At 61.4% G+C, this 25,457-nt stretch carries 28 protein-coding genes and 1 pseudogene; 6 read left to right on the forward strand and 23 right to left on the reverse strand.

What is annotated here, in order from left to right:
• Window positions 1–101 precede the first annotated feature (101 nt).
• On the forward strand, window positions 102–1,064 hold the full coding sequence (locus J1N02_RS24150) for a zinc-binding dehydrogenase (protein WP_027607112.1): 963 nt from the start codon (window positions 102–104) through the stop codon (window positions 1,062–1,064).
• Between the two features lie 96 nt (window positions 1,065–1,160).
• Here J1N02_RS24150 and J1N02_RS24155 read toward each other — a convergent pair whose 3' ends face one another.
• From J1N02_RS24155 to J1N02_RS24180, 6 genes are all read right to left on the reverse strand, one after another.
• Complete coding sequence (locus tag J1N02_RS24155) at window positions 1,161–1,814, reverse strand: HAD family hydrolase (RefSeq protein WP_027607113.1); 654 nt, start codon at window positions 1,812–1,814, stop codon at window positions 1,161–1,163.
• A 30-nt stretch (window positions 1,815–1,844) separates the two neighbouring features.
• Complete coding sequence (locus tag J1N02_RS24160) at window positions 1,845–2,834, reverse strand: ABC transporter ATP-binding protein (RefSeq protein WP_092490276.1); 990 nt, start codon at window positions 2,832–2,834, stop codon at window positions 1,845–1,847.
• Entirely contained in the window at window positions 2,831–3,631 is an 801-nt protein-coding gene (locus J1N02_RS24165) for an ABC transporter permease (protein ID WP_027607115.1), read from the reverse strand. Before J1N02_RS24165 ends, J1N02_RS24160 begins: the two co-directional genes overlap by 4 nt.
• A complete protein-coding gene (locus J1N02_RS24170; RefSeq protein WP_146478035.1) occupies window positions 3,618–4,463 on the reverse strand; it encodes an ABC transporter permease in 846 nt (281 codons plus the stop codon). The genes J1N02_RS24165 and J1N02_RS24170 overlap by 14 nt, the downstream gene beginning before the upstream one ends.
• Entirely contained in the window at window positions 4,460–5,266 is an 807-nt protein-coding gene (locus J1N02_RS24175; RefSeq protein ID WP_065939887.1) for an alkaline phosphatase family protein, read from the reverse strand. The genes J1N02_RS24170 and J1N02_RS24175 overlap by 4 nt, the downstream gene beginning before the upstream one ends.
• A 189-nt stretch (window positions 5,267–5,455) precedes the next feature.
• A complete protein-coding gene (locus J1N02_RS24180; RefSeq protein WP_131699191.1) occupies window positions 5,456–6,532 on the reverse strand; it encodes an ABC transporter substrate-binding protein in 1,077 nt (358 codons plus the stop codon).
• Window positions 6,533–6,879: 347 nt separating this feature from the next.
• Here J1N02_RS24180 and J1N02_RS24185 point away from each other — a divergent pair, with 347 nt between their 5' ends.
• Window positions 6,880–7,593 carry a UTRA domain-containing protein gene (locus tag J1N02_RS24185; RefSeq protein ID WP_027607119.1) on the forward strand — a complete coding sequence of 238 codons (714 nt, stop codon included), beginning with the start codon at window positions 6,880–6,882 and terminating at the stop codon, window positions 7,591–7,593.
• Between the two features lie 19 nt (window positions 7,594–7,612).
• On the opposite strand, the gene J1N02_RS24190 is transcribed toward J1N02_RS24185, so the two are convergent.
• From J1N02_RS24190 to soxR, 10 genes and pseudogenes are all read right to left on the reverse strand, one after another.
• Window positions 7,613–8,533, reverse strand: a complete 921-nt coding sequence (locus J1N02_RS24190; RefSeq protein ID WP_421147899.1) for a metal ABC transporter solute-binding protein, Zn/Mn family — start codon at window positions 8,531–8,533, stop codon at window positions 7,613–7,615.
• Window positions 8,533–9,432: a metal ABC transporter permease gene (locus tag J1N02_RS24195; RefSeq protein ID WP_027607121.1), complete on the reverse strand. Its 900-nt coding sequence runs from the start codon at window positions 9,430–9,432 to the stop codon at window positions 8,533–8,535. The genes J1N02_RS24190 and J1N02_RS24195 overlap by 1 nt, the downstream gene beginning before the upstream one ends.
• The gene (locus tag J1N02_RS24200) at window positions 9,429–10,175 is read right to left on the reverse strand and encodes a metal ABC transporter ATP-binding protein (RefSeq protein ID WP_027607122.1); all 747 of its coding nucleotides are present in this window, start codon (window positions 10,173–10,175) and stop codon (window positions 9,429–9,431) included. Before J1N02_RS24200 ends, J1N02_RS24195 begins: the two co-directional genes overlap by 4 nt.
• Window positions 10,172–11,092 (reverse strand): metal ABC transporter substrate-binding protein, encoded by a 921-nt coding sequence (locus tag J1N02_RS24205; protein WP_027607123.1) that lies wholly within the window; start codon window positions 11,090–11,092, stop codon window positions 10,172–10,174. Before J1N02_RS24205 ends, J1N02_RS24200 begins: the two co-directional genes overlap by 4 nt.
• 19 nt (window positions 11,093–11,111) lie before the next feature.
• A complete protein-coding gene (locus tag J1N02_RS24210; RefSeq protein WP_092358577.1) occupies window positions 11,112–11,672 on the reverse strand; it encodes a DUF6162 family protein in 561 nt (186 codons plus the stop codon).
• Entirely contained in the window at window positions 11,669–11,992 is a 324-nt protein-coding gene (locus J1N02_RS24215; RefSeq protein WP_027607125.1) for a hypothetical protein, read from the reverse strand. The genes J1N02_RS24210 and J1N02_RS24215 overlap by 4 nt, the downstream gene beginning before the upstream one ends.
• The gene (locus tag J1N02_RS24220; RefSeq protein WP_027607126.1) at window positions 11,989–12,528 is read right to left on the reverse strand and encodes a hypothetical protein; all 540 of its coding nucleotides are present in this window, start codon (window positions 12,526–12,528) and stop codon (window positions 11,989–11,991) included. Before J1N02_RS24220 ends, J1N02_RS24215 begins: the two co-directional genes overlap by 4 nt.
• The gene (locus J1N02_RS24225; RefSeq protein ID WP_027607127.1) at window positions 12,525–13,727 is read right to left on the reverse strand and encodes a PepSY-associated TM helix domain-containing protein; all 1,203 of its coding nucleotides are present in this window, start codon (window positions 13,725–13,727) and stop codon (window positions 12,525–12,527) included. Before J1N02_RS24225 ends, J1N02_RS24220 begins: the two co-directional genes overlap by 4 nt.
• A 219-nt stretch (window positions 13,728–13,946) precedes the next feature.
• Complete coding sequence (locus J1N02_RS24230; protein WP_141157193.1) at window positions 13,947–14,405, reverse strand: VOC family protein; 459 nt, start codon at window positions 14,403–14,405, stop codon at window positions 13,947–13,949.
• A 95-nt stretch (window positions 14,406–14,500) separates the two neighbouring features.
• Window positions 14,501–14,935: pseudogene (gene soxR, locus J1N02_RS24235) on the reverse strand (redox-sensitive transcriptional activator SoxR); the annotation flags it as partial.
• Between the two features lie 99 nt (window positions 14,936–15,034).
• Between soxR and J1N02_RS24240 the strand changes: the two are divergent.
• A complete protein-coding gene (locus J1N02_RS24240; protein WP_065924540.1) occupies window positions 15,035–15,400 on the forward strand; it encodes an antibiotic biosynthesis monooxygenase in 366 nt (121 codons plus the stop codon).
• Here the strand turns inward: J1N02_RS24240 and J1N02_RS24245 are convergent.
• From J1N02_RS24245 to msuE, 4 genes are read right to left on the reverse strand one after another with little or no spacing between them, the layout of a single operon-like run.
• Window positions 15,389–16,492 carry a sigma-54 interaction domain-containing protein gene (locus tag J1N02_RS24245; RefSeq protein WP_092358583.1) on the reverse strand — a complete coding sequence of 368 codons (1,104 nt, stop codon included), beginning with the start codon at window positions 16,490–16,492 and terminating at the stop codon, window positions 15,389–15,391. The two genes, J1N02_RS24240 and J1N02_RS24245, sit on opposite strands and share 12 nt — an antisense overlap.
• A 12-nt stretch (window positions 16,493–16,504) precedes the next feature.
• Window positions 16,505–17,692: an acyl-CoA dehydrogenase family protein gene (locus J1N02_RS24250; RefSeq protein WP_027607132.1), complete on the reverse strand. Its 1,188-nt coding sequence runs from the start codon at window positions 17,690–17,692 to the stop codon at window positions 16,505–16,507.
• A gap of 55 nt (window positions 17,693–17,747) precedes the next feature.
• On the reverse strand, window positions 17,748–18,887 hold the full coding sequence (ssuD, locus tag J1N02_RS24255) for an FMNH2-dependent alkanesulfonate monooxygenase (RefSeq protein WP_027607133.1): 1,140 nt from the start codon (window positions 18,885–18,887) through the stop codon (window positions 17,748–17,750).
• 9 nt (window positions 18,888–18,896) lie between these two features.
• The gene (gene msuE / locus J1N02_RS24260) at window positions 18,897–19,460 is read right to left on the reverse strand and encodes an FMN reductase (RefSeq protein WP_027607134.1); all 564 of its coding nucleotides are present in this window, start codon (window positions 19,458–19,460) and stop codon (window positions 18,897–18,899) included.
• A gap of 401 nt (window positions 19,461–19,861) precedes the next feature.
• Between msuE and J1N02_RS24265 the strand changes: the two genes are divergently transcribed.
• The 3 genes from J1N02_RS24265 to J1N02_RS24275 all read left to right on the forward strand — a co-directional run bounded on the left by J1N02_RS24265 (window position 19,862) and on the right by J1N02_RS24275 (window position 23,374).
• Entirely contained in the window at window positions 19,862–20,131 is a 270-nt protein-coding gene (locus tag J1N02_RS24265) for a hypothetical protein (protein ID WP_421147900.1), read from the forward strand.
• Window positions 20,132–20,365: 234 nt separating this feature from the next.
• On the forward strand, window positions 20,366–21,526 hold the full coding sequence (locus J1N02_RS24270) for a cysteine desulfurase family protein (protein WP_027607136.1): 1,161 nt from the start codon (window positions 20,366–20,368) through the stop codon (window positions 21,524–21,526).
• Between the two features lie 39 nt (window positions 21,527–21,565).
• Window positions 21,566–23,374 carry an aminopeptidase P family protein gene (locus J1N02_RS24275; protein ID WP_368964023.1) on the forward strand — a complete coding sequence of 603 codons (1,809 nt, stop codon included), beginning with the start codon at window positions 21,566–21,568 and terminating at the stop codon, window positions 23,372–23,374.
• Between the two features lie 107 nt (window positions 23,375–23,481).
• Here J1N02_RS24275 and J1N02_RS24280 read toward each other — a convergent pair whose 3' ends face one another.
• The 3 genes from J1N02_RS24280 to J1N02_RS24290 all read right to left on the reverse strand — a co-directional run.
• Window positions 23,482–23,763: a hypothetical protein gene (locus J1N02_RS24280; protein ID WP_027607138.1), complete on the reverse strand. Its 282-nt coding sequence runs from the start codon at window positions 23,761–23,763 to the stop codon at window positions 23,482–23,484.
• A gap of 164 nt (window positions 23,764–23,927) precedes the next feature.
• The gene (rhtA, locus tag J1N02_RS24285) at window positions 23,928–24,815 is read right to left on the reverse strand and encodes a threonine/homoserine exporter RhtA (protein ID WP_027607139.1); all 888 of its coding nucleotides are present in this window, start codon (window positions 24,813–24,815) and stop codon (window positions 23,928–23,930) included.
• Between the two features lie 267 nt (window positions 24,816–25,082).
• Window positions 25,083–25,457, reverse strand: a 375-nt coding sequence (locus J1N02_RS24290) for a hypothetical protein (RefSeq protein WP_421147901.1), incomplete at its 5' end; no start/stop codon positions are given.

Raw genomic sequence — 25,457 nt, forward strand, 5'->3', positions numbered from 1 at the left:
GGCCGTCTTTGAAGTTGCCGGTTCCATAGGGGCCGGTCGCATAATGCAAAAAGCCCGGCGCTACTGCTACGGGCTCAGTCCAGACTCACTATGGAGGCACTGTGAAAGCATTGCAAGGCGTTGAAGGTCATGTGGCGTGGTTGGACGAACCCAGTCCTACATGTGATGTAGGCCAAGTTCGCATTCGCGTGGCGGCTGCGGGCCTTAATCGCGCCGATTTATTGCAGCGTGCAGGGCTCTATCCGCCACCGCCTGGCGCCAGTGCTGTGCTGGGCCTGGAGTGTTCCGGGGTGATCAGCGAAGTGGGCCCGGGTTCGTCCTGGCAGGTGGGCGATCGCGTCTGTGCACTGCTGGCCGGTGGCGGCATGGCCGAAGAAGTGGTGGTGGATGCACGTCATGTGCTGCCGGTACCGGAAGGTCTGTCGCTGGTCGAAGCGGCGGCGCTGCCGGAGGTGTACAGCACCGCGTGGCTCAATCTGTTCCAACTGGCGGGCCTCAAGCCCGGTGAGAAAGTGTTGCTGCACGCCGGCGCCAGTGGCGTGGGCTCGGCGGCCATCCAGCTGTGCAAGGCATTTGGCAGCCCGTGCTGGGTCAGCGTCGGCTCGGCGCAGCGCCTGGCCTACTGTGAAGACCTGGGCGCCCAGGGCGGCGTAGTACGCACTGACGGTATCGAAGGGCTGCGGGATTTCGGGCCATTCGATGTGATCCTCGATCCGGTCGGCGGCAACTACGCCGCGCTGGACCTCAAGCTGCTGGCGCTGGACGGTCGCTGGGTGTTGATCGGCTTGATGGGCGGCCGCGAGGCGCAACTGGACCTGGCCCAGGTGCTGGCTAAGCGTGTGCAACTGCTGGGTTCGACCCTGCGCAGCCGTGACGATCAGTTCAAGGCCGACCTGTTCAGCGAGCTGAGCCAGCATGTATGGCCGTTGTTTGCCGAAGGTCGCCTGAGCCCGCAATTGGCCAGGACGTTCCCGATCAAGGATGCCGAGGCGGCGTTTGCCGAGTTGGCGACTAACCAGATTGCCGGGAAGCTGGTGTTGGTGATTGACGAAAGCCTGACCTGATCCCGGATTGGAATAGGGTCGATGTGGGAGGGGCGGTGCGACGCTTCGACTTACCCCTCCCACCTTTGATTGGATTTCAAGTCGGGATAGGCGGTGTCAGACCCAGTGGTGGATTGGCCAGCCGGATTTTTCGGCGTGGGCGCGCAATACCGGGTCGGGGTTCACCACCTGCGGGTGCTCCACCTTCAGCAACAACGGCAAGTCATTGCGCGAATCCGAATAGAAATACGCGCCGTCCAGCGATTCACCTTCCTGTTCCAGCCATTCCAGCAAGCGTGTGATCTTGCCTTCGCGGTAGGTCAGTACACCGACGGTACGGCCGCTGTACACGCCATGACTCACTTCCAGCTCAATCCCCAGCACCTCATCAATGCCGATACGCGCCGCGATCGGTTTCACCAGGTGAGTCCCCGAGGCGGAGATCACCAGGATCCGGTCGCCGTTGGCGCGGTGGCGGGCGATGGTCCTGGTGGCGTCGCTGTAGATCAGCGGTTCAATCACATCCTCGACCCATGGCTCCACCAAATGCTCGATTTCCTCCGGGGTGCGGCCGATCATCGGTTCCAGGCTGAAGTCCATGAAGTCTTCCATGGCCAGCTCGCCGCGGCTGTAGGCGTCCATCAGCTCGTTGTTCCTGCCCATGAACGACGCCGGGTCGACCCAGCCCAGGCGGCCCATCTGTTCGCTCCAGAGGGTGGCGCAGTCGCCATGGATCAGGGTGTCGTCCAAATCAAAAATTACCAATGCCATCCGTTACGCTCTCTCAAGATTCACTGCTGCTCAGGCTACTTCACACAGCGCACTGGGGTCGATGGAAAGTGCCAGGCGCTGGCCGTCCGGGTGCAGATCGTCCGCCGAGCGGTTGAGCACGTCCACCACCAATTCCACGCCACGGGCTTCGATACGGTAGCGGATCACGTTGCCCAGCAGGCTGTGGCTGCGCACCAGCGCGTCGAGTTCGCCGTTGCGGCTCAGTTCGATGGCCTCCGGGCGAATCGCGATGCGCCCGCTGATCGGGCGTTGCAGCAGTTGGCTGGCCTTGTCGGCGTCCAGCAGGTTGTAGTTGCCGATGAAACCGGCAGCGAATACATCCACCGGTGCGGTGTAGAGGGTCTCGGCATCGCCGCTTTGCACGATCTTGCCCTGGTTCATCAGGAAGATCCGGTCCGACATGGTCAGGGCTTCTTCCTGGTCATGGGTTACGAAAATCGTGGTCAACCCCAGTTCGCGCTGGATCTGGCGAATCTGTTCGCGCAGGTGCTTGCGAATCCGTGCATCCAGCGCCGACAGCGGCTCATCCAGCAGCAACAGGCGCGGGCGGGTGACCAGGGAGCGGGCCAGGGCTACACGTTGGCACTGGCCGCCGGACATCTGGTGCGGGTAGCGGCCGGCCAGGTCCTTGAGTTCCACCAGTTGCAGCACTTCCTGCACGCGCTTGTGGCTGTCATCGGCGTTGACCTTTTGCATGCGCAGGCCGAAGGCGACGTTCTGTTCCACGGTCATGTTGGGGAACAGCGCATAGCTCTGGAACACCATGCCGATGTTGCGTTTCTGTGGGCTCAGCGGAACGATGTCCTGGCCGTCCAGCAGGATTTTCCCACTGTCCACCGCGGTCAGGCCGGCGATGCAGCGCAGCAGGGTGGACTTGCCGCAACCGGATGGGCCGAGCAGGGTGACGAACTCACCCTTGGCGATTTCGCAGTTGATATCACTGAACACCGGGGTGCCGGCGTAGCCTTTTTGCAGGTGTTGGACGCTGACGAAGCTCATTGGCTTTTGTCCTTGTTCAAGATATTGGCGGCCCAGGTCAGCACCAGCACAAAGAAGAAATAGGAAATCACGACGGCGCTGGTGAAGTGGCCGCTGCTGTTGCGCATGTTGTTCAGGTACACCTGCAGGGTTTCGTAGCGGGTGCCCACGAGGATATTGGCGAACACGAACTCACCGAACAGGAACGAGAACGACAGCAGCAGCGCCACCATCAGGCCTTTGCGCAGGTTGGGCAGCACCACGAAGATCGCGGCCTGCCAGGTGCTGGCGCCAAGCAGTTGCGAGGCGTCCATCAAGTCGCGCAGGTTGATGGCTTGCAGGTTGTTGGTGATCGCCCGGTACATGAACGGCAGCGCCACGGTGAAATAGCAGCCGATCAGGATCCACGGCGTGCCCACCATCGCCAACGGCCCGGAGCCGTACAGTTGCAGCAGGCCCACCGACGACACCACCGGCGGTACCGCGAAGGGCAGCAGGATCAGGATGTTCATCAAGGCGTCGAGCCTGGGAAAGTGGTAATGCACCACGAACAACAGCGGCAGAATCAACACCACCGACAGGATCAACGCACCCACGCACACCAGCAAGGATTGCCCGAAGGCCATCAGGAAGCGTGGGTCGCTCCACAGCTGCACATACCACTTCACCGTGAAGCCCGCCGGCAGAATGGTTGCTGACCAACTGCTGGCAATGGAGTAGACGAAGGTGCCAATCAGCGGCAGCACCAGGATCGCGAACAACAGGTACACCACCACGCGGTGGTAGAGGGAGGCCGGGCCGGCTTCAGCGCGAGACATGGTAGCTCCTCTTGAGCAGCAGTTGATGGACCACGGTGACCACGGTCATCAGCGCCACCAGCACCACGGCCAGGGCGCTGGCCATGTTTGGATCGAGGGACACATCCCCCGACACCAGGCCGGCGATACGAATCGGCAGCACGTTGAAGTTCCCGGTGGTCAGGGCGTAGACCGTCGCGTAGGCACCCAGGGCATTGGCCAGCAGGATCACGAACGTGCCCAGCAGCGCCGGCGTGAGCACCGGCAGCCCGATGTGCCGCCAGAACTGCCAGCCATTGGCGCCCAGTAACGCAGCGGACTCGCGCCAGTCTTCGCGCAGGGCGTCAAAGGCCGGGTAGAGCAGCAGCACGCCGAGGGGGATCTGGAAGTAGGTGTAGAGGATGATCAGGCCGGTCTTGGAGTACAGGTTGAAGTCCTGAATGATCCCGGCTTGCTTGAGCATGATGGTGATGCTGCCGTTGAACCCCAGCAGGATGATGAACGCGAAGGCCAGGGGCACGCCGGCAAAGTTGCTGGTCATGTTGGCGAAGGCGGTGACGAAGTTGCGCAGCGGCGAATCCACCCGGCGCAGGGAGTAACTGCCCAGCGTGGCAATGATGATGCCGAAGATGCTCGAGTAGAAGCTGATCTCCAGGCTGAACTGGATGGCCTGCAGGTAGAACTTCGAACTGAAGATGCGCGTGAAGTTGTCCAGCCCCCAGCCGGTGTCTTCGGTCTGCAGGCTATTGATCAGCACCCACACCAGCGGGGCGATTTCGAACACGATAAAGAACAGTGCGAAAGGCACCAGGCACAGGAGGGCCAGCCATTTGCCGCGGGATATTGAAGTCACTTCAGTAACTCCCGGCACACAGGTTTGTCGTGGGGTACGCCCAGCAGTTCGCAGACCGTGCCGCACAGCTCGGTCTGTTTCGGTGCGGCGTGGGTGTCCAGGCTGAAGGCATCGCCGAGCACGAACAGCGGCACTTCCCGTTCTTCCGGCAGCAGGCCGTTGTGGGAGCGGTCGTTGTTCATGCCGTGGTCGGCGGTCACCAGCACCTGGTAACCGGCATCGAGCCAGGCTTGCAGGTAGTCGGCCAGGATGATGTCGGCCGAGCGTGCGCTGTTGCGGTACTGCGGCGTGTCGAGGCCGTGCTTGTGGCCGGCGTCGTCGATGTTCATCGGGTGCACCACCATGAAGTCCGGCGCGTGCTTGAGCCGCAGGCTTTCGGCGTCGGCAAACAGGTGGGAATCCGGGTAGTGGTCATTCCAGTAGAAATGCCCGTGCTGGATCGCCAGTGCCTTGTCGTCGGTATGGCGATCACGGGCGGCGAGAAAGGGCGTGCGGTTATACAACTCGCTGACCCAATGGTAAGCCGCCGCCGCCGTGGTGAGGCCGGCGTCGGTGGCGTAATGGAAAATGCTGCGTTGGTTGGACAGGCGCGAGACATTGTTGTGGACGATACCGCTGTGGATCGGTGGCACGCCGGTGAGGATGCATTCGTACAGCGGGCGGGACAGGGCGGGCAGTTCACATTCCAGCTTGTAGAGGGCTGCGCGTCCTGCGCCGACATAGGCCTGCAAGTGCCCCATGGCGTGCCTTGCAACCTCGAAGTTCAGGCCGTCGAGCACGACAAGGATGACGGGGTGTTTCATGGGGGGCGACGCTCCGCAATGATTGACTTGGCTCAATTCCTCTGGAGGAACGGGGTCAAAAATGTGGGAGGGGGCTTGCCCCCGATAGCGGTGTGTCATTCAACGAATTTGTTAGCTGATCCACCGTCATCGGGGGCAAGCCCCCTCCCACATTGGATCTCCACTGGAGCTCCAATGTGGGATAAACCCTTACTTCATCTCTACGATGACCTGCTCGTTCCACAGTTGCGGCAGCTTCTTGGAAGTCGCTTCCCAGGCATCGGCATCCTTGATCGGCTGCGGGTTGGCCTTGGTGTACTGCTCGCCCGGGATCAGGTTCTTGGCGATGTCGGCCGGCAGCTTCAGGTCGGTTTCGGCACGGATCGGACGTGCGTTGCCACGGGCCAGGTTGAGTTGGCCGGCGTCGCTGAAGATGTATTCGCGGGTCAGCTTGGCGGCGTTCGGGTGTTTGGCGTATTTGTTGATGATGGTGGTGTAGCCGGATTTCACCGAGCCGTCCGATGGGATCAGCACCACGTAGTCATCCGGGTTGGCCATCTTGGCTTTGTAGCTCAGGCCGTTGAAGTCCCAGACGATCCCCACTTCGACTTCACCTTTTTCCATGGTGGCGATGGTCGGGTTGGACAGGCCGAGGCGACCTTGCTGGGCGATCTTGGTGAAGAATTGCAGGCCGGGGGCGATGTTCTTTTCATCGCCTTTATTGGCGATAGCAGCGGCGAGTACGGCGTTGGAGGCCTGGGCCGCAGTGCTCACGTCACCCACCGAAACTTTGTATTTGCCGGTTTGCAGGTCAGCCCAACTGGTAGGGACTTCGGAACCGTGCAGCAGCTTCTTGTTGACGATAAACGCGATGGTGCCGGTGTAGGCCAGGGCCCAGTGACCGTCCTTGTCTTTTGCCCAATCCGGCACCGAAGCCCAGGTCGACGGTTTATACGGCTGGGTGACTTCCTGCTTCACCGCGATCGGGCCGAAGGCGGCGCCTACGTCGCCGATGTCGGCGCTGGCGTTGTCTTTTTCGGCCTTGAACTTGGCGATTTCCTGGGCCGAACTCATGTCGGTGTCGATGTGCTTGAGGCCGTAGGTCTTGGCCAGGTCTTCCCAGGTGCCTTTCCAGTTGGCCCAGTCATCGGGCATGCCGACGCTGTTGACGGCACCTTCCGCTTTCGCGGCGGCTTCCAAGGTTTTTAGATCGGTATCAGCGGCCATGGCGGCGGTGCACATGGCAATGGTCGAGCCTAACAGTGATGCCAGGAAAAGCTGTTTCATCCGAAGCTCCTTTGGGCGTTTTCAACGCGGCGGTGTTTTCTACGGTGTTGTTGGTCTAGGTCAGAGCAATACCTGAGCCAATCTAGACGCGATGGATGACAGTTTCATGTCGATGTCGTTTTCATAGCCTTGATGTCGCTCGGCGCAGACTTAGCGTAGACCATGCTCAAGTGCCCGCAGAGACTGGACTTGGCCGATGTATTGCAGGGTGTGGTGCAGGGACGCGGCAGGGACTGTCATCTGTCGGTCATCAGGAGTGCCTAGGCTGGCAAGCAGTCGTGCAAGCCCATTTATGCAGCGGTTTGTGCACCTGAACAGTGCTGGTCTAGTCCAGATAGGTAACGTTGATGCGTGATGAGGCAATCAAGGCGGTGACATCCATCGGCCTGGCGCTGCAAGAGCAGATCGACCACGGCCTGTTGGCGCCTGCAAGCAAGCTGCCCGCCGAGCGCAAGCTCAGCGAGTTGTTTGGTACCACTCGAATTACGGTGCGGGAAGCCTTGTTACAACTGGAGGCCCAAGGGCAGATTTATCGCGAGGAGCGTCGTGGCTGGTTTGTCTCGCCGCCTCGGCTGGCCTACAACCTGATGCAGCGCAGCCACTTTCACGCGATGGTCAACGACCAGGGGCGGGTGGCATCCACCGAAGTGATCAGTGCGCGGCTGCAGCCGGCCTCGGCCGCGGTGTGTGCGTGGTTGCAGCTGCCGGCGTTGTCCAGCGTGATCCAGATCTGCCGGGGGCGGCGGATTGACGGGCGGCTGGTGTTGTATGTGGAGCACTACCTGAACCCGCAGTATTTCCCGGGGATTCTCGAGTGCGACCTGAATCAGTCGATGACCGAGTTGTATGCGCGCAAGTACGACTTGCACTACGGGCGGGTGCGCTTCGAGATCGTGCCGACCTCATTGCCGGTGGAAGCGGCGGCGGCATTGCGCGTGTCGGTGGGCAGCCCGGGCTTGCGGATCGCCCGGGTCAATTATGACCAGCACCAGCGCTTGATCGACTGCGACCTGGAATTCTGGCGGCATGATGCGATTCATGTCGGCGTGGATGTGGTTTAACCCACCAAGGCTCTGTCACTCAGCTATCCGGCGTGAGTGCCTTGATCACCTGGTCCACATTGCTCTCCAGCTCCGATACCGGGTCCGCGCCGTCTACGTTCAATACCAGCAGCGTTGAACCGCCTGCCGTGATGGCGGCTTTCACTGCATCACTTGGCTGGCGATGATGCAGCACCACGGCCACGTCGTTGTCCTTCAGCTCGGCACTGAGCTTCTGTAACGCCTCAGGTGTCCAATCGGCGTCGGGCCGGGCATCGGTACTGAGCAGTTCCAGATTCAAACTGCTGATCAGATAGGCAAAGTGATCGCTCAAACTGACCACACTCAGGTTGTCCGCCTTGGCCAGTCGCGCCTCGCTGTCGGCGCTGAGCTTGAGCAGGCGTTGCTTGAGGGCGGCCAGGTTGGCGTCGATCTTCGCCTTGGCGCCCGGTGCCAGGCGGCTCAGGTCGGCGGCCAGGACATCGGCCATGCGCCCCAGGTTGTTGCTCGATTGCCACGGCTGGCTGTTCAAGCCATCGGCGACGCCAGGTTGCACGGCGATGCCCGGCAGGCCGCCATCCACCGGGCGTGCCGCATCGATTTCGACGATGCGGATATTGCTGCGCCGTGCCACGGGGTAGAGCGGGTCATCGGCCCACAGCGAGCGCACGCCAATGGCGGCGTCGGCGTCCTGGGCCAGGGTGTTCAGTGCCGGCGCGCCACGGCCGGTGAAGTACGACACCTGCCGCGAGCCCGGCAGGTTGGCCGGCGCCGCGCGCTCGAGCTGCACATCGGTGCCCTTGAGCAGCACCTGCGCCAGGCCATAGGTGATCGGCAGCGAGGCCAGGACTTTGACCGGTTTTGCCGCGTGAGCAGCAGGTTTGCCCGCGTCGGCCGCCATCAGCGGCGTGGTGATCAGGCAAGTGATGGCCAGGGCCAGAGGTTGAAGAACGGAGCGCATTATCCAAGGTTCCCTTTAAGGCTGGGCACGGTGCCCCGCGCGACGGCGGCAAGGGCGAAGGCGATACCGGCCATCAGGATGATCGCGGCACCGGAGGGGATGGGCAGGTCGAAGATGATCGGCAACAGGATCCCGCACAGGGTGCTGACGGTGGCGATCACCACCGAGATCCAGAAGAAGCCTTTGAGCGACTGGCTCAGCAGGCGTGCCGCCGCAGCCGGAATCACCAGCAGCGCGCCCACCAGGATGGCGCCGATGACCTTGACTGCCGCCACGGTGATCAGCGTCACCAGGATCACGAACAGGTAGTCCAGGGTCTTCACCGCCACACCACGCACCGCTGCCAATTGCGGGTTGAAGCTGGCGAGCATGATGCGGTTGTACAGCGGCAGCGCCAGGGCCATCACCAGGGCGCCGACAATCGCCAGTACCAGCAGGTCGTTGCCGTTGACCGTGAGCACCGAACCGAACAGCACGTTTTCGAGGATGTGCACGTTGATCTTGCCCGCCAGGATCAGCAGCAGGCTGGCGCCCAATGCCAGGGACACCGACAGGAACACGCCGATCAAGGTATCCGGCGCCAGGCCCGTACGGTTGCGCAGGTAGTTGAGCAGGATGCCGAACAACAGGCAGTAACCGAACAGGCTGCCATAGGGCCCGGTGTAGGGCTCACCCAGCAGGATGCCCACGGCCACGCCGGTCAGTGCGGCATGGCCGACCGCTTCGGAGAAAAACGCAAAGCGCTTGACCACCACCAGCGTGCCCAGCCCGCCCAGTACCGGGCCGATCAGCAGACCGGCGAGCAGGGCGTTGACCACAAAACCATAGGCCAGTGCCTCCGGCAGGTAACCGGATGAGGCCCAGCCCTGGACCATCAGGCGAAACGCTTCATAACTCATGGCGCCGGGCTCCGAGGGTGGGTAGAGAACAGGGTCAGCAGGCGCTCCGGGGTCAGCGCCTCTTTCGGCGTGGCGTCGAACAGCAGGCGGCGGTTCAGGCCGGTGACGCGGTCGGCCAGGCGGCCCACGGCTTCCAGGTCGTGCTCGATCCACAGCACGGTGATCCCGGCCAGGCGCCAGTCATTGAGCAGGCGTTCGAACACCTGGATACCCGCTTCATCGAGGGCCGACATCGGTTCATCCAGTACCAGCAACTGCGGCGCCGGGATCAGTCCCTGGGCCAACAACACCCGCTGGCGCTCACCGCCGGACAGCGCGCCCATTCGCCGCTTGCGCTTGTCCTGCATGCCGACCCGTTCCAGCGCCTCGCCAATCGCGGCGGCGTAATGTTTGGACAACCCCAGGAACGCCGGGCGCCGCTGGCACATGGCGGCCATGAAATCGTCGACCGTCATCGGCAGGCCCCGGTCGAACTCCAGCGCCTGGGGCACATAACCGATGGTGCCGGGCGTGCCCGGCCACTGCAGGCTCAGTTGCCCCTGGTGCGGTGTTTGCCCCAGCAGGGTCTTGATCAGCGAGCTTTTGCCGCCGCCATTCGGCCCCACCAGCGCATGGATGCTGCCCGGCTGCACCTGGAAGCTCACGCCGTCGAGGATCACGGTGCGGCCCAGGGTGAGGGACACCTGGTCGAAGTCGAGGGTCGGGCCGACGCTCGCGACCTTAAGTTGCTGCGCTGCGGTCATGCCCCCGACTCCTGAATCGCCCGTACCACGGTGTTGAGGTTGCCGGTCATTTCCACTTCGTATTTTTCAGCGCTGTATTCGCCGTAGGAAATATGCGACAGCGGGTACAGCTTGACCCCGGATTCGCGCTGGATGGTGTCGACGTAAGTGGACGGGAAATCCATCTCCGAGAAGATCACCTTGACGTCCAGGGCGCGCAGTTCGTCGATGGTCTTCTTCAACTGGCTGGGGCTCGGCTCGATCCCGTGGGCCGGCTCGACCACGGCCGTGACTTCCAGGCCGAACTCGCGCAGCAGGTAATCGTAGGCCGCGTGCACGGTGGCGACGCGCAGGTCCGGGTTGGGTGCGCCGGTCAACTTGGCCAGGGCATCGGCGCGCATCTGCCGCAGGCGTTTGCCGTAGGCGCGGGCGTTCTGGGTGTAGGTCTTGGCATTGTCCGGGTCGAGCTTGCCCAGTTCGCGGGCGATGTTGTTGACCTGGGCAATCGACGCACTGATCGACAGGAACGTATGCGGGTTGACTACTTTGCCGGCACCGCGCGCGGCATTGCCGGTGGCCGCCAGCAGCGGCACGTTGGCGTTGGCTTCGATCACCGGGATGTCCGGGCGCTCGCTGGTGGCGATCATACGGTCGGCGAAATCGTCATGGCCGACGCCGTTGAGCACGATCACATCCAGGGTGCCGATGCGCTTGATGTCTTCGGCGCGTGGCTCGTAGGCGTGGGGATTGAAGCCGGCCGGGATCAGCGGCACGACGTCGGCCTTGTCGCCGACGATATTGGCCACGTAGCTGTAATAAGGGTGCAGGGTGATGCCGATACGCAGGCGCTTGGCCGCTTCGGCATTCGCGAGGGGAGCGAGTATCAGGCTGAACAGGCCAACCAGAAACACGCGCAACAGGGGCGATGAAATAGACATGGGCAATCGGTCTTCTCGTTCAGTGACGGTGCTGGCGGGTGACGCCGGCATCGAATTGCGCGACCACCTGCTGCCAGCCGGCTGCGATCAGCGCCTGGTCAGTGAGGTCGGAGGGGGCGGCCAGGTGTGTGCTGCGGTTGAGCCAGATATCCGGCTCGCTGCCCTGCACGCGCATCAGCAGTGAACCGCTGGTGGTCGGGGTCTGGCTCAGTCCCAAGTAGGCCGAATTCGCCAACAACTGCCAGCGATGGTCGCCGCGGCTGACCGAACTGGCGTCCTGGGCAAACGGCGCGAAGCCTTCTTCGGCCAGTTGCTCGGGGGTGGGCAGGGCGCTTTGCTCCTGCTGCAGCAAGTGGATTTCATCCAGCGTGACCCGCAGGTCGGCGTAGATGCCTTGTTCGGCGGCGCTCAGGTCGCGACGGGCATCCAGTTGATGGCGGGGCAGCGCCGCGACTGCTTGGGTTTCACCGTGCAGCGCCACCACGGTTCCCGCCACCGCGAGGATGATCAGGCACAGCAGCAGGACGTAGAGGGTTTCGTGGCCGGCACCGGCGGGGCGAACAACCTGTGTCGTACTCATTGAGGCTGGATATCCGCTTGGTCGATTTCCACCACGTGACCGGGGCCTGCATCAAACAGCACGTAGAACTCGGCGGACGGCTTCTTGAAGGTCAGGGTGGAGTCCTGGCCGAGCTTGCCGGGCACCAGGATGGTTTCGTCATAGCCGATCACATCCAGTGTCACGCCGGGGGCACCGCTGCCGTCGGAGAAACCGCCTTTGCACTGGATCTGCTCGCCGGGGATTTCCTTGCATTCGCACATCGGGTTGTGGGCAAGGACGGTGGTACTGAAAGCGGCGCACAGCAACAGCGCGGCGCGGGACAGGCGCTTGAACGTCATGGTTTGACTCCTTGCTTGTTCAGCCAGGCAATGGTGGCAGGCGAGGCCTGGCTCAGCGGGATGGAACCCTGGTGCATAGTGCCGTCCCAGCCTTCCATGGTGACCCACAGTTCGGCATCGACGGGGGTACGTTCCGGCACGGGCAGGCCGGCACCCATGCGGTACGGGGTGCCGAAGAAGATCACCCCGGCGGCGCGCAGGCTGCGCGGCTTGCCGATGCGCAGGTAGGTGGCCTTGACCTGGTCGGCGCAGGTGGCGCAGAGGGCGGCGTTGAAGAACTTCATCGGGCCGGCCGGGTCGGGGCGTGGGCCTTCGTTGCGGAATTCGGCCAGCGTGAGGCTCCAGGGTCCGACCTGTACGTCGCCGGCCACCCGCTCGCCGATGCCGGTGTCGCCGCGAAACAGCGCGGCATCGGCGAAGTACTTGGGCATGAAGCCCAGCGGTACCAGCAACAGCAGGACATTGATGTGGAAACGCCATTTCAGCCAGAAGGCCCGCAACGGTGAAGGCGGGGTAGCGTTGGCGGACTTGCTCATGGGTTGGCCTCCGAGGTTTCAGCCTGCATGGCCGGAGTGGGTGCCGGCGCACGTTGTGTCTTGGCTTCGCGCTTGAGAGCGTTGAGGGTGGCCAGGGCCGTGCGCTTGGTCCAGATCAACAGGCCGCTCAAGACCATCATGCTCAGCACCAGGCCGAAGAACGCCCAGATCAGCTTGATCCAGAGGCCACCGAAGTCGCCGGTATGCAGGGGGCGCATGGATTCGGTGACGAACTCCAGCTTGGTGCGGTCGGACAGCAGGTGCGACGAGGCGATTTCGCCGTCATACGGGTTGATCTGAGCTGTCTGGAACATCAGCGGGTACCAGCCCCGCCCGCCGATTTGCAGGTGGCTGTAGGCATTGAGCGGCAGGCTCACGAAACTCGCCTCCAGCCCCGGGATACGTTGGGTGGCGATCGCGATCGCCTCATCCACCGGAATCATCGGCGCAGGCACGCCGGGGGCTGAGGTTGGGACTTTTTCGCGGGCGATCACCGGGACGATGGGCTCGCTGGAGATGGAGATCTGGTTGTCACCCAGGATTGCCTGGATCAGGAACCAAGTGCCAGTGATGGAAATCACCGCAATAAACCAGATCGACCAGATACCGCTCAGGCGGTGGAAGTCGCCCCAGAAAATCCGCGCGCCGTGGCGGATACGCAGGGTCGGCTTGAAAAAGCCTTTCCAGAAGCGCTTGTACACCACCAGGCCGGTGACCAGTGAGGCCAGCAACGGCAAGCCGAGCAGCGACACCAGGTACCAGCCCCAGCTGAAGCCATTGGTAAACGGCACCAGCCACCAGCCGTGCAGGGCGCGGGTGAACTGACGGAAGTTGAACGACGGGCTGATGCCTTGGATCGCCCCGGTGTACGGGTTGACGTAGACCTCTACCGAGCGCCCGTCCGGGTAGCTGAGGTCGACACTCAGGGCAAAGTGCGATTCATCCGGACGACTGAGAGACTGCACGATGACCTGGGGTTCGGCCCGCTTGATGGCGCTGATCACCTGGTCGTAGCTCAGCGGCTCGGCATCATCCGACGGCTTGCTCGCACGGATGTCCGGATTGGCCAGCCACACGATTTCCTGGCTGACCACCGCCAGGGTGCCGGTGACGCAGACAATCAGTACAAAGAACCAGATGGGCAAGGCCAGCCAGCTATGGACGAGAAACCAGAGTTTTGAGCGTGACTTCTTCGACATGTGAAAGAGGGTCTTGATCAGGAGAGGGCGAGGAGGCCCGGGAAAGGCCAGTCGTAGCTTTTGCTGACGCGACAGGCTGTATCTAAGTTAAGACGGATGAGAATGAGAAATCCCCAAGGTGGATATGAAAGAAAATGTTTCAGGTTCATATCCAGCGGGTTTTTACGGCGTGGGGGTATTCATGAAGTGGGGTAGGAGCCGGCGAACCGGCCCCGATGCTCAGCCTTGCTTGAACATTTCCATGGCGCGCTGACGGATCTGTTCTTCGCTGAGGTCTTCCTTGCGGGTGGCGAGGTACCAAAGGTGACCGTATGGATCCTTCACGCTGCCCGAACGGTCGCCATAGAATCGGTCCTCCGGTTCGGACACCACGCTGGCGCCCGCTGCGACGGCTTGTTTGAACTGTGCGTCTACGTCGTTCACGTACAGATGCAAGGCGACACTGGTGCTTTCAGCCGGATTGCTCAGGGACATCTGATCGCAGGGCGTGCCCAGCATGATCGCCGAGTCACCAATGCGCAGCTCGGCATGGCCGACCCTGCCATCGGGCATGTCCAGGCGCATGATCTGGGTGGCGCCGAAGGCCTTTTTGTAAAACTCGATAGCCTCTGAGGCTTTGTCGATGCCCATATAGGGCGTGACACTGTGATAACCCTCGGGAATGGGTTTAACGCTCATTTCGTTCTCCTTGATTGTGGTTGTGGAGGCACGGCCTCTTCACTATAGGCCACGCCCATCAAGGGCTCCGAGGGCCCCGACGAGGGGGGGCAGCCGGGCTCCAGCAATTGCGCCCCCGGCCCGCGCCCACCGAGCTGGTCATCCGGGTTGCGCAACGGGCACGCGTCCAGCGACAAGCATCCACACCCAATACAGCCGGTGAGTTTGTCCCGCAGCAGCATCAGCTTATGGATGCGCTCATCGAGGTCTTCCCGCCACAGCGCGGACAACCGCTTCCAATCCTGAGCGTTGGGCGTGCGCCCTTCCGGCAACGTCAGCAACGCCTCGCCAATCGTTGCCAGTGGAATTCCCAGGCGTTGGGCGATCTTGATCACCACCACCCGGCGCAGTACATCCCGTGGATAGCGTCGTTGATTGCCGGCATTGCGATGACTCTTGATCAGCCCCTTGGTTTCGTAGAAGTGCAGGGCCGTAACAGCTACACCGCTACGGGCTGCCAGTTGGCCGACGGTGAGCTCTTTGGTAACCATGAATACTCCAATTAAGCGCTTGACCTTGACTTAACTAGAGGTTTTACCCTGCGTGGTATCGAATCACAAGATTCTGCCTACAGAGAAAGGGGAGTGTTCATGCAGGTATCAGAGAAAAATCGCAGTTTCACTCAACTGATCGAGTTTCACATCGAGCCCCAGCAACAAGTGGCGCTGGTGGCGGCCTTGTCCACCCAAAGTGAACGCCTGGCCCAGGGCCATGGCGGCTTTATCAACGCGAGTGTGCAGGTCAGCGAAGACGGGCGGCGGGTGCTCAATTACCTGCAATGGCGCTCCCGCGAGGACGGCGAAGCGGCGTTCCAATGCTTTGAGCACGGCGAGGAAGATTTCTGGACGCTGATTCGCGCCCATCAGGCCACGGCCGTGACCTTTGGTTCGTTCCAGGTACTGCGCAGTTTCGAACGCAGCCATGACAACGCGTTGCACTGTCGCCTAAATGGATAGGTGCAGCATGCGCTCGCCCTGCACGTTTTCTCCAGGGCGACGCTTGTTCACCGCCAACTCGCCGATCTTGATCAGGCGCGTGCGCGTGACGTTGCGGCTCAGGCCCAGCAAGTTGGCGGTGTGCACCTGGTTGTAATGGCTGAAGCGGTAGGCGGCGCGCAATAGCGCGTCTTCAACCTTTTCGTGCAGGGCACCGGCCTGTTCTTCGAAGAGCTTTTGAAACGCGCGCTCCAGCAAGGCTTCGGCGCTGTTGTCGGTGCCGTGCTGGCTGTCGTCCTGGCGCTCGATGCGCATGTTCGACAGGCGCAGGTCGTCGCGTTCGATCACGCCGTTACGGCAGATCAGCAGGGTGTGGTGAATCACGTTTTCCAATTCGCGGATGTTGCCCGGCCAGCTGTAGCTCTTCAGCTTGTGTTCGGCCTCGCGGCTGATGGTGATCGGGCCGTAGCCCAGGCGCTGGCTGTAGGCTTCGATAAAATGCCGGGTCAGCGGCAGGATATCGCCGGGGCGCTCGCGCAGCGGGCTGAGTTCCAGGCTGACGACGTCGAGGCGATAGTAGAGGTCTTCGCGGAAATGCCCGGCGTTGATGGCCTTTTCCAGTTGCACGTTGGTGGCGGCCAGTACGCGCACATCGATCGGAATGCTCTTACGCGAGCCCAGGCGCACCACTTCGCGCTCCTGTAGGACGCGCAGCAGCTTGACCTGGATGGGCATCGGCAAATCGCCGATTTCATCGAGGAACAAGGTGCCACCATCGGCCTCTTCGAACCAGCCGGCCTTGGCGCTGAGGGCGCCGGTAAACGCGCCTTTTTCATGGCCGAACAACTCGGCTTCCACCAGGGATTCGGAGAACGCCCCGCAGTTCACCGCCACGAACGGCCGGTTGCGCCGCGCGCTGAGGTTGTGGATGTGGCGCGCCACCAGCTCTTTACCGGTACCGGTCTCGCCGATGATCAGCACGCTGGCTTCGCTGGGCGCCACTTGCTGGATATGGTCGAGCAGCGCCTTGGATTTCGGGTCTTCGAAGACCTGGGCCGTGGCGCGGATCGACGTCGCAAGGGCGGGCGAGGGCGGTAAGGTTAGAAGCTGCATGGGCACCTCTTTTTATGAGTAGAACGTCGGAATCGGCAGGGATTGGTTCAACGCCCAGTCCCCCAGCTCGTGAAGTTTGTAGTCGACCGGGTCGTGCAGGGTTTGCGTGCGCAGGTTGCGCCAATGGCGGTCCAGGCGCAGTGACGCGTGGGTGGAGCGTGCACCGGTGACTTCAAACAGGCGGCTGCACAGGTCCAGGCCTTGGCGGGTGGCGGCGACCTTGGCGGTCGCAATGGCAATCGCCAGTTGACCGCGTTCGTTTTCGCTGAGGTTGGGGCCTTTTGCCCATGCCTGGTCGAGCAGCTCGGCAGCGCGTTCCACCAACAGGCGCACACCCTCCAGGGCCACCCAGAATTCGCCGTAGTGATGCAGCACGTAAGGGTCCTGGCGCACGTCTTCGGCCGAGGACTTGTGCCAGGAACGGGTTTCGGTGAGCGTGTAGTTGCGCGCTTCTTCGAAGGCGCCTTCGGCGATGCCGAGGAACATATGGGTGAAGGTCAACTGGGCGATCAGCGGGCGCAGGCAGGCAAAAGGCGTGCTCAGCGGGCCCGGGTCGAGCAGCAATTCCGACTCCTCGACGCGCACCCGTTCGAAGCTGGCGCTGCCGCTGTCGGTCTGGCGCTGGCCGATATTGTTCCAGTCGTTGTGCAGGGTGATGCCACTGCGCCCGCTGGGGATGGCGGCGATCAGCAGCTTGCCGCCGGCGCTTTCATCCACCGCCGAGGCAATCAGCATTTCCGAGTCGCTGGCGCCGGAGCAGAAGCTCTTCTTGCCGGAGAACTCGCGCCAGCCGCCGAAGTCCTTGACCACGGTGCGTGTGTCCAATGGGTTGAGGGCGTTGCCCCAGAACCAGTTTTTGCGCGCGGTCTGTTCGAACCAGGGTTGCCATTGGTCCGGCCGCGAGAACAGGCGCACGGTGGCCAGCATCAGGTGGTGGAAGCCGAAGACGTGGGCAATGGAGCTGTCGACCTTGGCGAACTCGCGCACGATGGCCAGGGTGTCACTCCAGCGGGCGCCGAGGCCGCCATATTGGGTGGGAATGCTCAGGGCCAGCAGGCCGCTTTGGCGCAGGGCGTCACGTTCGGTCTTGGGGGTGCCACCGCGCTCGTCGCGTTCGACGGCGGTGAGGGCGAATTCGGCGGCCAGCAGTCTGGCGGTCTGCAACGGTGATGGCAGGACGCTATGGGGTTTGGCTGTCACAGGGTTTCCTCTTTATAAGCGGGAACGACCAATGCCGCTCCCGCCGCTGCGCCGATCAGGCCTTGGCTGGCAGAACATCGTTGGCAATCATTTCGCCGAACGGGCCAGTGAGGTTGGTGATGCCGCGTCCGGCCAGGCTGGCATAGGGTTCCGGCAGCAGCGGGAACACCAGCTCGGCAAAGCGATAGGCTTCTTCCAGGTGCGGGTAGCCGGAGAAGATGAAGCTTTCGATGCCCAGGTCGGCGTATTCCTTGATGCGCTCGGCCACTTGCCGGGGGTTGCCCACCAGCGCGGTACCGGCACCGCCGCGTACCAGGCCGACACCGGCCCACAGGTTGGGGGCGATTTCCAGGTTGTCGCGGCGCCCGTCATGCAAGGCGGCCATGCGGCGCTGGCCTTCGGAGTCGAAGCGCGAGAAGGATTTTTGTGCGGCGGCAATGGTTTCGTCGCTGATGTGCTCGATCAGCTTGTCGGCGGCTTTCCACGCGTCCTCTTCGGTCTCGCGCACGATCACGTGCAGACGAATGCCGAACTTCACCGTACGCCCGTGGCGGGCAGCGCGTTCACGCACATCCGCGAGTTTTTCGGCGACGGCGGCGGGCGGTTCGCCCCAGGTCAGGTACACATCCACCTGTTCGGCGGCGAGGTCGTGGGCGGCATCCGAGGAACCGCCGAAATACAACGGTGGATAAGGCTTTTGCACCGGTGGGTAAAGCGCCTTGGCGTTCTGCACTCGCAGGTGTTTGCCTTCGAAGTCCACTGATTCGCCCTGCAATACGCGGCGCCAAATTTGCAGGAATTCGTCGGAGACTTCGTAGCGTTCGCTGTGGTCGAGGAAGCTGCCGTCGCCGCGGTTCTCGTCGGGATCACCGCCGGTGACCACATTGATCAGCAAGCGACCGTTGGACAGGCGATCCAGGGTCGCCGCCATGCGCGCAGAAACGGTCGGCGAGATGATGCCCGGGCGAATCGCCACCAGGTAACGCAGGCGCTCGGTCAGCGGCACCAGTGCCGAGGCGATGACCCAGGAGTCTTCGCACGAGCGGCCGGTAGGAATCAACACGCCGTGGTAGCCCAGGCTGTCAGCCGCCTGCGCGACTTGCTTCAGATAATTGAGGGTGACCGGCCGTGCACCTTGGGTGGTGCCCAGGTAATGACCGTCGCCATGTGTTGGCAGAAACCAGAAAACATCCATGACCAATCCTTAAGCGATTTTCAGCAGAGAGGGGGAGTGCGCTGCAAACAACGGCGCTGCGCGTTCTGCCGCAAGGCGTATACGGCCCTTCAAGGGCTCACTGGTTATTTGGTAATCGGTGAAGTCGGCCTCGGTGGCGTACACCCCGATCGGCAGGGTCAGGGCCTGGAAGAAGCTGAACAGCGGCCGCAGTTGGTGATCGAGAACCAGCGCGTGGCGCTCGCTGCCGCCGGTGGCTGCGAGTAATACCGGTGTGTCGATCAGGGCGTTGAGGCCAACCAGGTCAAACAGATGCTTGAGCAGGCCAGGGTAGGAACCGCGATAGACCGGTGCGGCGACGATCAGCAGGTCGGCCTGTTCGATGGCCACCAGTTGGGCTTCGACCTCGGCGGGCAACTCATCCCGTGACAGCGCACCACCGAGTGGCCGGGCAATGTCGCCCAGCTCGATCAGGGTGGTCTGGATCGGCAGCAAGGTCGCCAATTCAGCCAGTACGGCTTGGGTCAGCACGAGGGTCCGGGACGGGCGCCAGGTTCCGCCGGAGAGGGCAACGACATTCAGGGGACGGGTCATGAACAGTTCCTTTATCAACAGTGGTTCATAGCAGGTGGAGTGCAACCTGTTGAGCAAGAGCTGTACCAACGGGGGCAGGCCTTGATTGGCGTGGGTTGCAGGTTCACTGCTGAAAAATGCTGCTGTTGTCTGACTGGTGATTTGTTGAATGGCTGTTGCCTGGCAAACAGTTGCGTGGCGAACAGTGCAGTTGCGGTGCAAGTCCTTTATAGAACGTTGCATTTATTCCGTAAATGAACGTATTTCCATATTTATAGAACATAAGGAAATATAAGGGGGGGTGGCTATCGAGGGGGCGTTGGCGGTTGATAGCGACTATCACGGACGGTGATTTTTCCCTCTGTGAGCTCGGGAGTAGCCTGTGTTCATTGACTCGAAACCTTCTTTCCAGGGCTACCTCCATGAACCGATTTCTTGCTGTTTGCTTAGTGATTGTCAGCGCCGTACTCGCCGGGTGTGCGAACCATCCATCGCCGGAATTGCGTCCCTACACGGCCGAAGAGAGCAAGCAACTGGCCCTGGAAGCGCTGAGCCGTCGTGGCTTGTCGTTTGATGAATATCAACAGCAGCGCGCCGCACTGACCGGCCAGCCACAGAAGTCGTTCGGATTTGATCGCCAGGGCGAAATGAACGCCGAGCGCAACGTGGTTTTGCATGGTCGTCCCAGTTGAATTGGCACTGCGCAGCAAAAAGCCCGAGGCTTCCCTTGAAGGAACCTCGGGCTTTTTGTTTGCCATGGCACGACTTCAGCCTGTTAAGCTGAATTTCAGGAGCGTTCCTACGCACATTTACTTAAAGTTGTCCTTCTTTAATGGCATTCGATCCGGTAAACCTGACGACCTCTGTTCCGGCCGATGCCCCTGAGACGCTGCTCTCGGGAACCTGCTCTGCGAGTCTTGACTGTCATGAATAAACGTCCGCTGTATTTCGACTACGCCGCTACCACCCCGGTGGACGAACGCGTCATCCAGGTGATGGTCGAGTGTCTGGGCTTCAATGCCAATTTCGGTAACCCCGCGTCCAGTTCCCATGCGTTCGGCCAGGCGGCCCGGCAAACGGTTGAACAGGCGCGTCGCCAGGTGGCCGAACTGGTCGGCGCAGAGCCTGAACAGATCGTCTGGACCTCCGGCGCTACTGAGTCCAATAACCTCGCGATCAAGGGCGTTGCCCAGGCGCGTGGCGTGGCGGGCGGGCATATCATCACCAGCCAGATTGAACACAAGGCCACGCTGGACACCGCGCGACAGCTTCAGGAAGCCGGTGTGGCCGTGACTTACCTGGTGCCGGACGCCGACGGATTGATCAGCGCCGAGGCCGTCAGCGAAGCATTGCGTGAAGATACCTTTCTGGTATCGCTGATGCTGGTGAATAACGAACTGGGCACCCTCAATGACATCCCCGCCATCGGCGCGCGCGTGCGTGAGCATGGCGCGTTGTTGCATGTCGACGCGGCGCAGGGCGCGGGCAAGGTGGCGATCGACCTGGCGCAGTGGCCGGTGGATTTGATGTCGTTTTCCGCGCACAAGCTGTATGGCCCCAAGGGGATTGGCGCGCTGTATGTCGGCCCTCGGGCGCAACAGAAAGTGTCGGCACAGATTCATGGTGGCGGCCACGAGGGGGGCTTGCGCTCCGGTACCCTGGCTACCCATCAGATTGCGGGCATGGGCGCGGCGTTCGCTCTGGCGGCGGCGTCTTTTGCGCAGGAGAAGGCTGTCATTATGACCTTGCGTCAGCGCCTGCTGGAGCAGTTGGATACGCTCGGTGGCGTGCGCCTCAATGGCAGCCCTGCGCAGCGCATTCCTCACACCCTCAGCCTTACGTTCAGCGAAGGTGAATTCGACGCTGCTGCGTTGAGCGCGGGCATCGCCTTTTCGGCGACCTCGGCATGCAACTCCGCCAGCAACGCGCCTTCCCACGTGCTGCTTGCGTTGGGCCTTGACGCACGTTCTGCCGGCCGCACCATACGTTTGAGCCTGGGCCGGTTTACCACCGAGCAGGACATCGACCAGGCCGTGCAATTGATCAAGGCCGCACTGGCCAGTGCACCGGCGTTCTGGGCCGTCTGATTTTCACATAACAATTATTAGTGGTTAGCAGGAGACACAATGAGTACGCAGCCCTTGACCCATGGAACGGTTCCCCAGCGCCTGGCGCACACCCGCGAACTGATGCGCCGCGAGGGCATTCACGCCCTGCTGGTGCCGTCGGCTGATCCGCATTTGTCCGAATACCTGCCGGGTTACTGGCAGGGGCGCCAATGGTTGTCGGGGTTCCATGGTTCGGTAGGCACGCTGATTGTCACTGCGGATTTCGCCGGTGTCTGGGCCGACAGCCGTTACTGGGAACAGGCGACCAAGGAGCTCAAGGGCAGTGGCATTGAATTGGTCAAGCTGCAACCGGGCCAACCCGGGCCGCTGGAGTGGCTGGCTGAGCAGACGCCGGAAGGCGGTGTGGTGGCGGTGGACGGTGCGGTGATGGCTGTCGCGTCGTCGCGCACCTTGGGCGCGAGGCTGGCAGAGCGCGGCGCGCGCCTGCGGACTGATATCGACGTACTCGATGTGGTTTGGAAAGACCGTCCGAGCCTGCCGAGCCAGCCGATCTATCAGCATCTGCCACCGCAAGCGACCGTGAGCCGTGGCGATAAACTTGCTGCGCTGCGCGCCAGTTTGAAGGAGAAGGGCGCCGACTGGCACTTCATCGCCACCCTGGATGACATCGCCTGGCTGTTCAACCTGCGTGGCGGCGATGTTTCGTTTAATCCGGTGTTTGTGTCGTTTGCGTTGATCAATCAACAACAGGCCACGTTGTTTGTGGCGCTGAGTAAAGTCGACGCGGACCTGCGCGCGGTGCTTGCGCAGGATGGTGTGACGTTGCGCGACTACAGCGACGTGGCGGATGCACTGCGTGCGGTGCCATCGGGCGCCAGCATGCAGGTTGACCCGGCCCGCGTTACTGCCGGTCTGCTGGAAAACCTGAATGCCGGCGTCAAGCTGATCGAAGGGCTGAACCCGACCACGCTGGCCAAATCCCGCAAAAGCCTGGCGGACGCGGAGCACATCCGCCGCGCCATGGAACAGGACGGCGCGGCGCTGTGCGAATTCTTCGCCTGGCTGGACAGTGCACTCGGACGTGAACGCATCACTGAATTGACCATCGATGAACACCTGACGGCTGCGCGCACCCGTCGCCCCGATTATGTGTCGCTGAGTTTCAATACCATCGCAGCGTTCAATGCCAATGGGGCCATGCCGCATTACCACGCCACCGAAGAAGAGCATGCGGTGATCGAAGGCGATGGCTTGCTGCTGATCGACTCGGGTGGCCAGTATTTGGGTGGCACCACGGATATCACGCGGATGGTGCCTATCGGTACGCCGAGCGACGAACAGAAGCGTGACTGCACCCGTGTGCTGAAGGGCGTGATTGCACTGTCACGTGCGCATTTCCCCAAGGGGATTTTGTCGCCGCTGCTGGATTCCATTGCCCGCGCGCCGATCTGGGCTGAAGGCGTGGACTACGGCCACGGTACCGGGCACGGCGTAGGTTATTTTCTCAATGTGCATGAAGGCCCACAAGTGATTGCCTACCAAGCCGCCACTGCGCCGCAAACCGCGATGCAGCCAGGGATGATCACCTCCATCGAGCCGGGCACCTACCGCCCTGGACGTTGGGGCGTGCGTATCGAGAACCTGGTATTGAACCGCGAGGCAGGCAAGACCGAGTTTGGTGAGTTTCTCTCGTTTGAAACCCTGACCTTGTGCCCGATCGACACCCGTTGCCTGGAGCCGTCGCTGCTCACCGCGGATGAGCGCGAATGGTTCAATGCGTACCACGCCGAGGTGCGTGAACGCCTGAGCCCGCTGCTCAGCGGTGCTGCGTTGGCGTGGTTGCAGGTGCGTACGACGGCTATTTGACCGGGTGCAAAAATCAGGAGCTGCAATAATTCAGTTGCAGCGCCGCGAAGGGACGGCGTTATATCAGGCATGTGTATGAGCAGTCGCTGGTGACTGCTCGGAGGAGATCACTTGCAGATGACGATCATGCTGCGGCTGGTATAGCCGGCAGGGTTTAGGCCGAAGGGATAGTCCCCTGGTTCCTCGGAATTGTCACCGGACTTGGCGATAACCCGGTAGCCTTTGGCGCCACAAGAGTTGGTTGCACTGGTGTAGCACTGGTCCCAGGAAGAAGACAGGCCGGAACAGTTGATATGCAGCCCTTTTTTGCCGCGTTTTACTTCTGTCTTGGTAGTCGCGGCGCAGCCAGCAATAGCCACGACCATTAACAGTATCAAAATTCGCTTCATTCCTATCCTTAATAGCCACTTCATAATGCTTGAAGCCGGCTCTACTCGCTCTCGAGTGTAGCGTTCGTGCTGTCCTTGTCGAAAAACTCCATGAATGACATTCGTTTGCAGTTTAAACATGGCCTAAATACGCGGCAAATACCAGAGCAACTTTCAAAGATGATTCAATCCGCCGGAACCAGTGGCTTGGAGTCATTGCGCATCGTCAGTGTCGCGCCTACTGAGGCCATGATAATGCAACTTATGGCCAGCCATTGCGGTAGGGATAGGTGCTCCTGCAGGAAGAAAAGTCCTGAGAGTGCACCGAAAGCAGGCTCAATGCTCATCAGTGTTCCGAATGTGCGGGCGGGGAGGCGTGTCAGCGCTACCATCTCCAGGGTGTACGGAAGTGCCGTGGACAGGATCGCGACACCGATGGCGACTGGAATCAATGCCGGGGTCAGTAATGCGGTGCCGGCATGGACGATACCGATGGGCGCCACAAACAGGGCAGCGATCATTACGCCGAGGGCGGCGGTCTGGACGCCGTTGTCGTTGCCTGCTTTCTGACCGAACAGAATGTAGAGTGCCCAGCAAGCCCCCGCCCCCAAAGCATAGGTCGCGCCGACCAGGTCGATTCCGCTGCTGGCTTCCCCCATGGGAATCAACAGGAGCAGGCCGATGATCGCGAGTGCTATCCACAGGAAGTCTACCGCTCGGCGCGACGCGTAGATCGCGACGGCGAGCGGTCCGGTGAATTCCAGGGCTACGGCAATGCCCAAGGGAACGCTGCGCAAGGACATATAGAAGAGGAAATTCATGCCGCCCAAGGCCATGCCGTAAACGACCACGGTGCGCAGGGATTTTGCGGTCAGCCTGGCGCGCCATGGTCGCAGGATGAGCAACATGATTACGCTGGCGAAGATCAGGCGCAGGGTTGTGGTGCCCTGGGCGCCGACAATCGGGAACATGCTCTTGGCCAGTGAGGCTCCGGACTGGATGGAGGCCATGGCGATCAACAGCAGGCCGACAGGAAACAATGCCGAGGCCAAGCTGCGGGGGGAGGTGGTCATTGGGGCGTTCGTCCGAGGTCATATTCGAGAATCAGGGGCTGCTATGATGCTTAATCGTTCGGCTTTGAGCAATATATTGCTCAATTCGACAGCGAGACCTTCTCTATATAGAGGGATTTGAAGGTTGGCAGGCACTTTGATAGAAAAACCAAATTAAGTGTTGACGGCAGATCCTGGAAGTCTATAATTCGCCCCACTTCCGGCGCAGTCGAAACGTAAAACTCCTTGGTAAACAATGAGTTATGCAGAATAAGACAGCGGATTGCTTCAATTCATCGAAGCCCAGAAGGCGTTGGTAGAGTCGTGTTGTTTGGCGCTATTAACGATTCGATCTTCTCGGTCGAAAGCGGAGAAAAAGAGGTGTTGACAGCAGCGTGTAACGCTGTAGAATTCGCCTCCCGCTGACGAGAGATCGGAAGCGCAAGTGGTTGAAGTTGTTGAAGAAATCTTCGAAAGCTTCTGAAAATAATCACTTGACAGCAAATGAGGCTGCTGTAGAATGCGCGCCTCGGTTGAGACGAAAGCTCTTAACCAACCGCTCTTTAACAACTGAATCAAGCAATTCGTGTGGGTGCTTGTGGAGTCAGACTGATAGTCAACAAGATTATCAGCATCACAAGTTACTCCGCGAGAAATCAAAGA

Source organism: Pseudomonas sp. NFX5 (genome assembly GCF_049132125.1).
Taxonomy (GTDB): Bacteria; Pseudomonadota; Gammaproteobacteria; order Pseudomonadales; family Pseudomonadaceae; genus Aquipseudomonas; species Aquipseudomonas marginalis.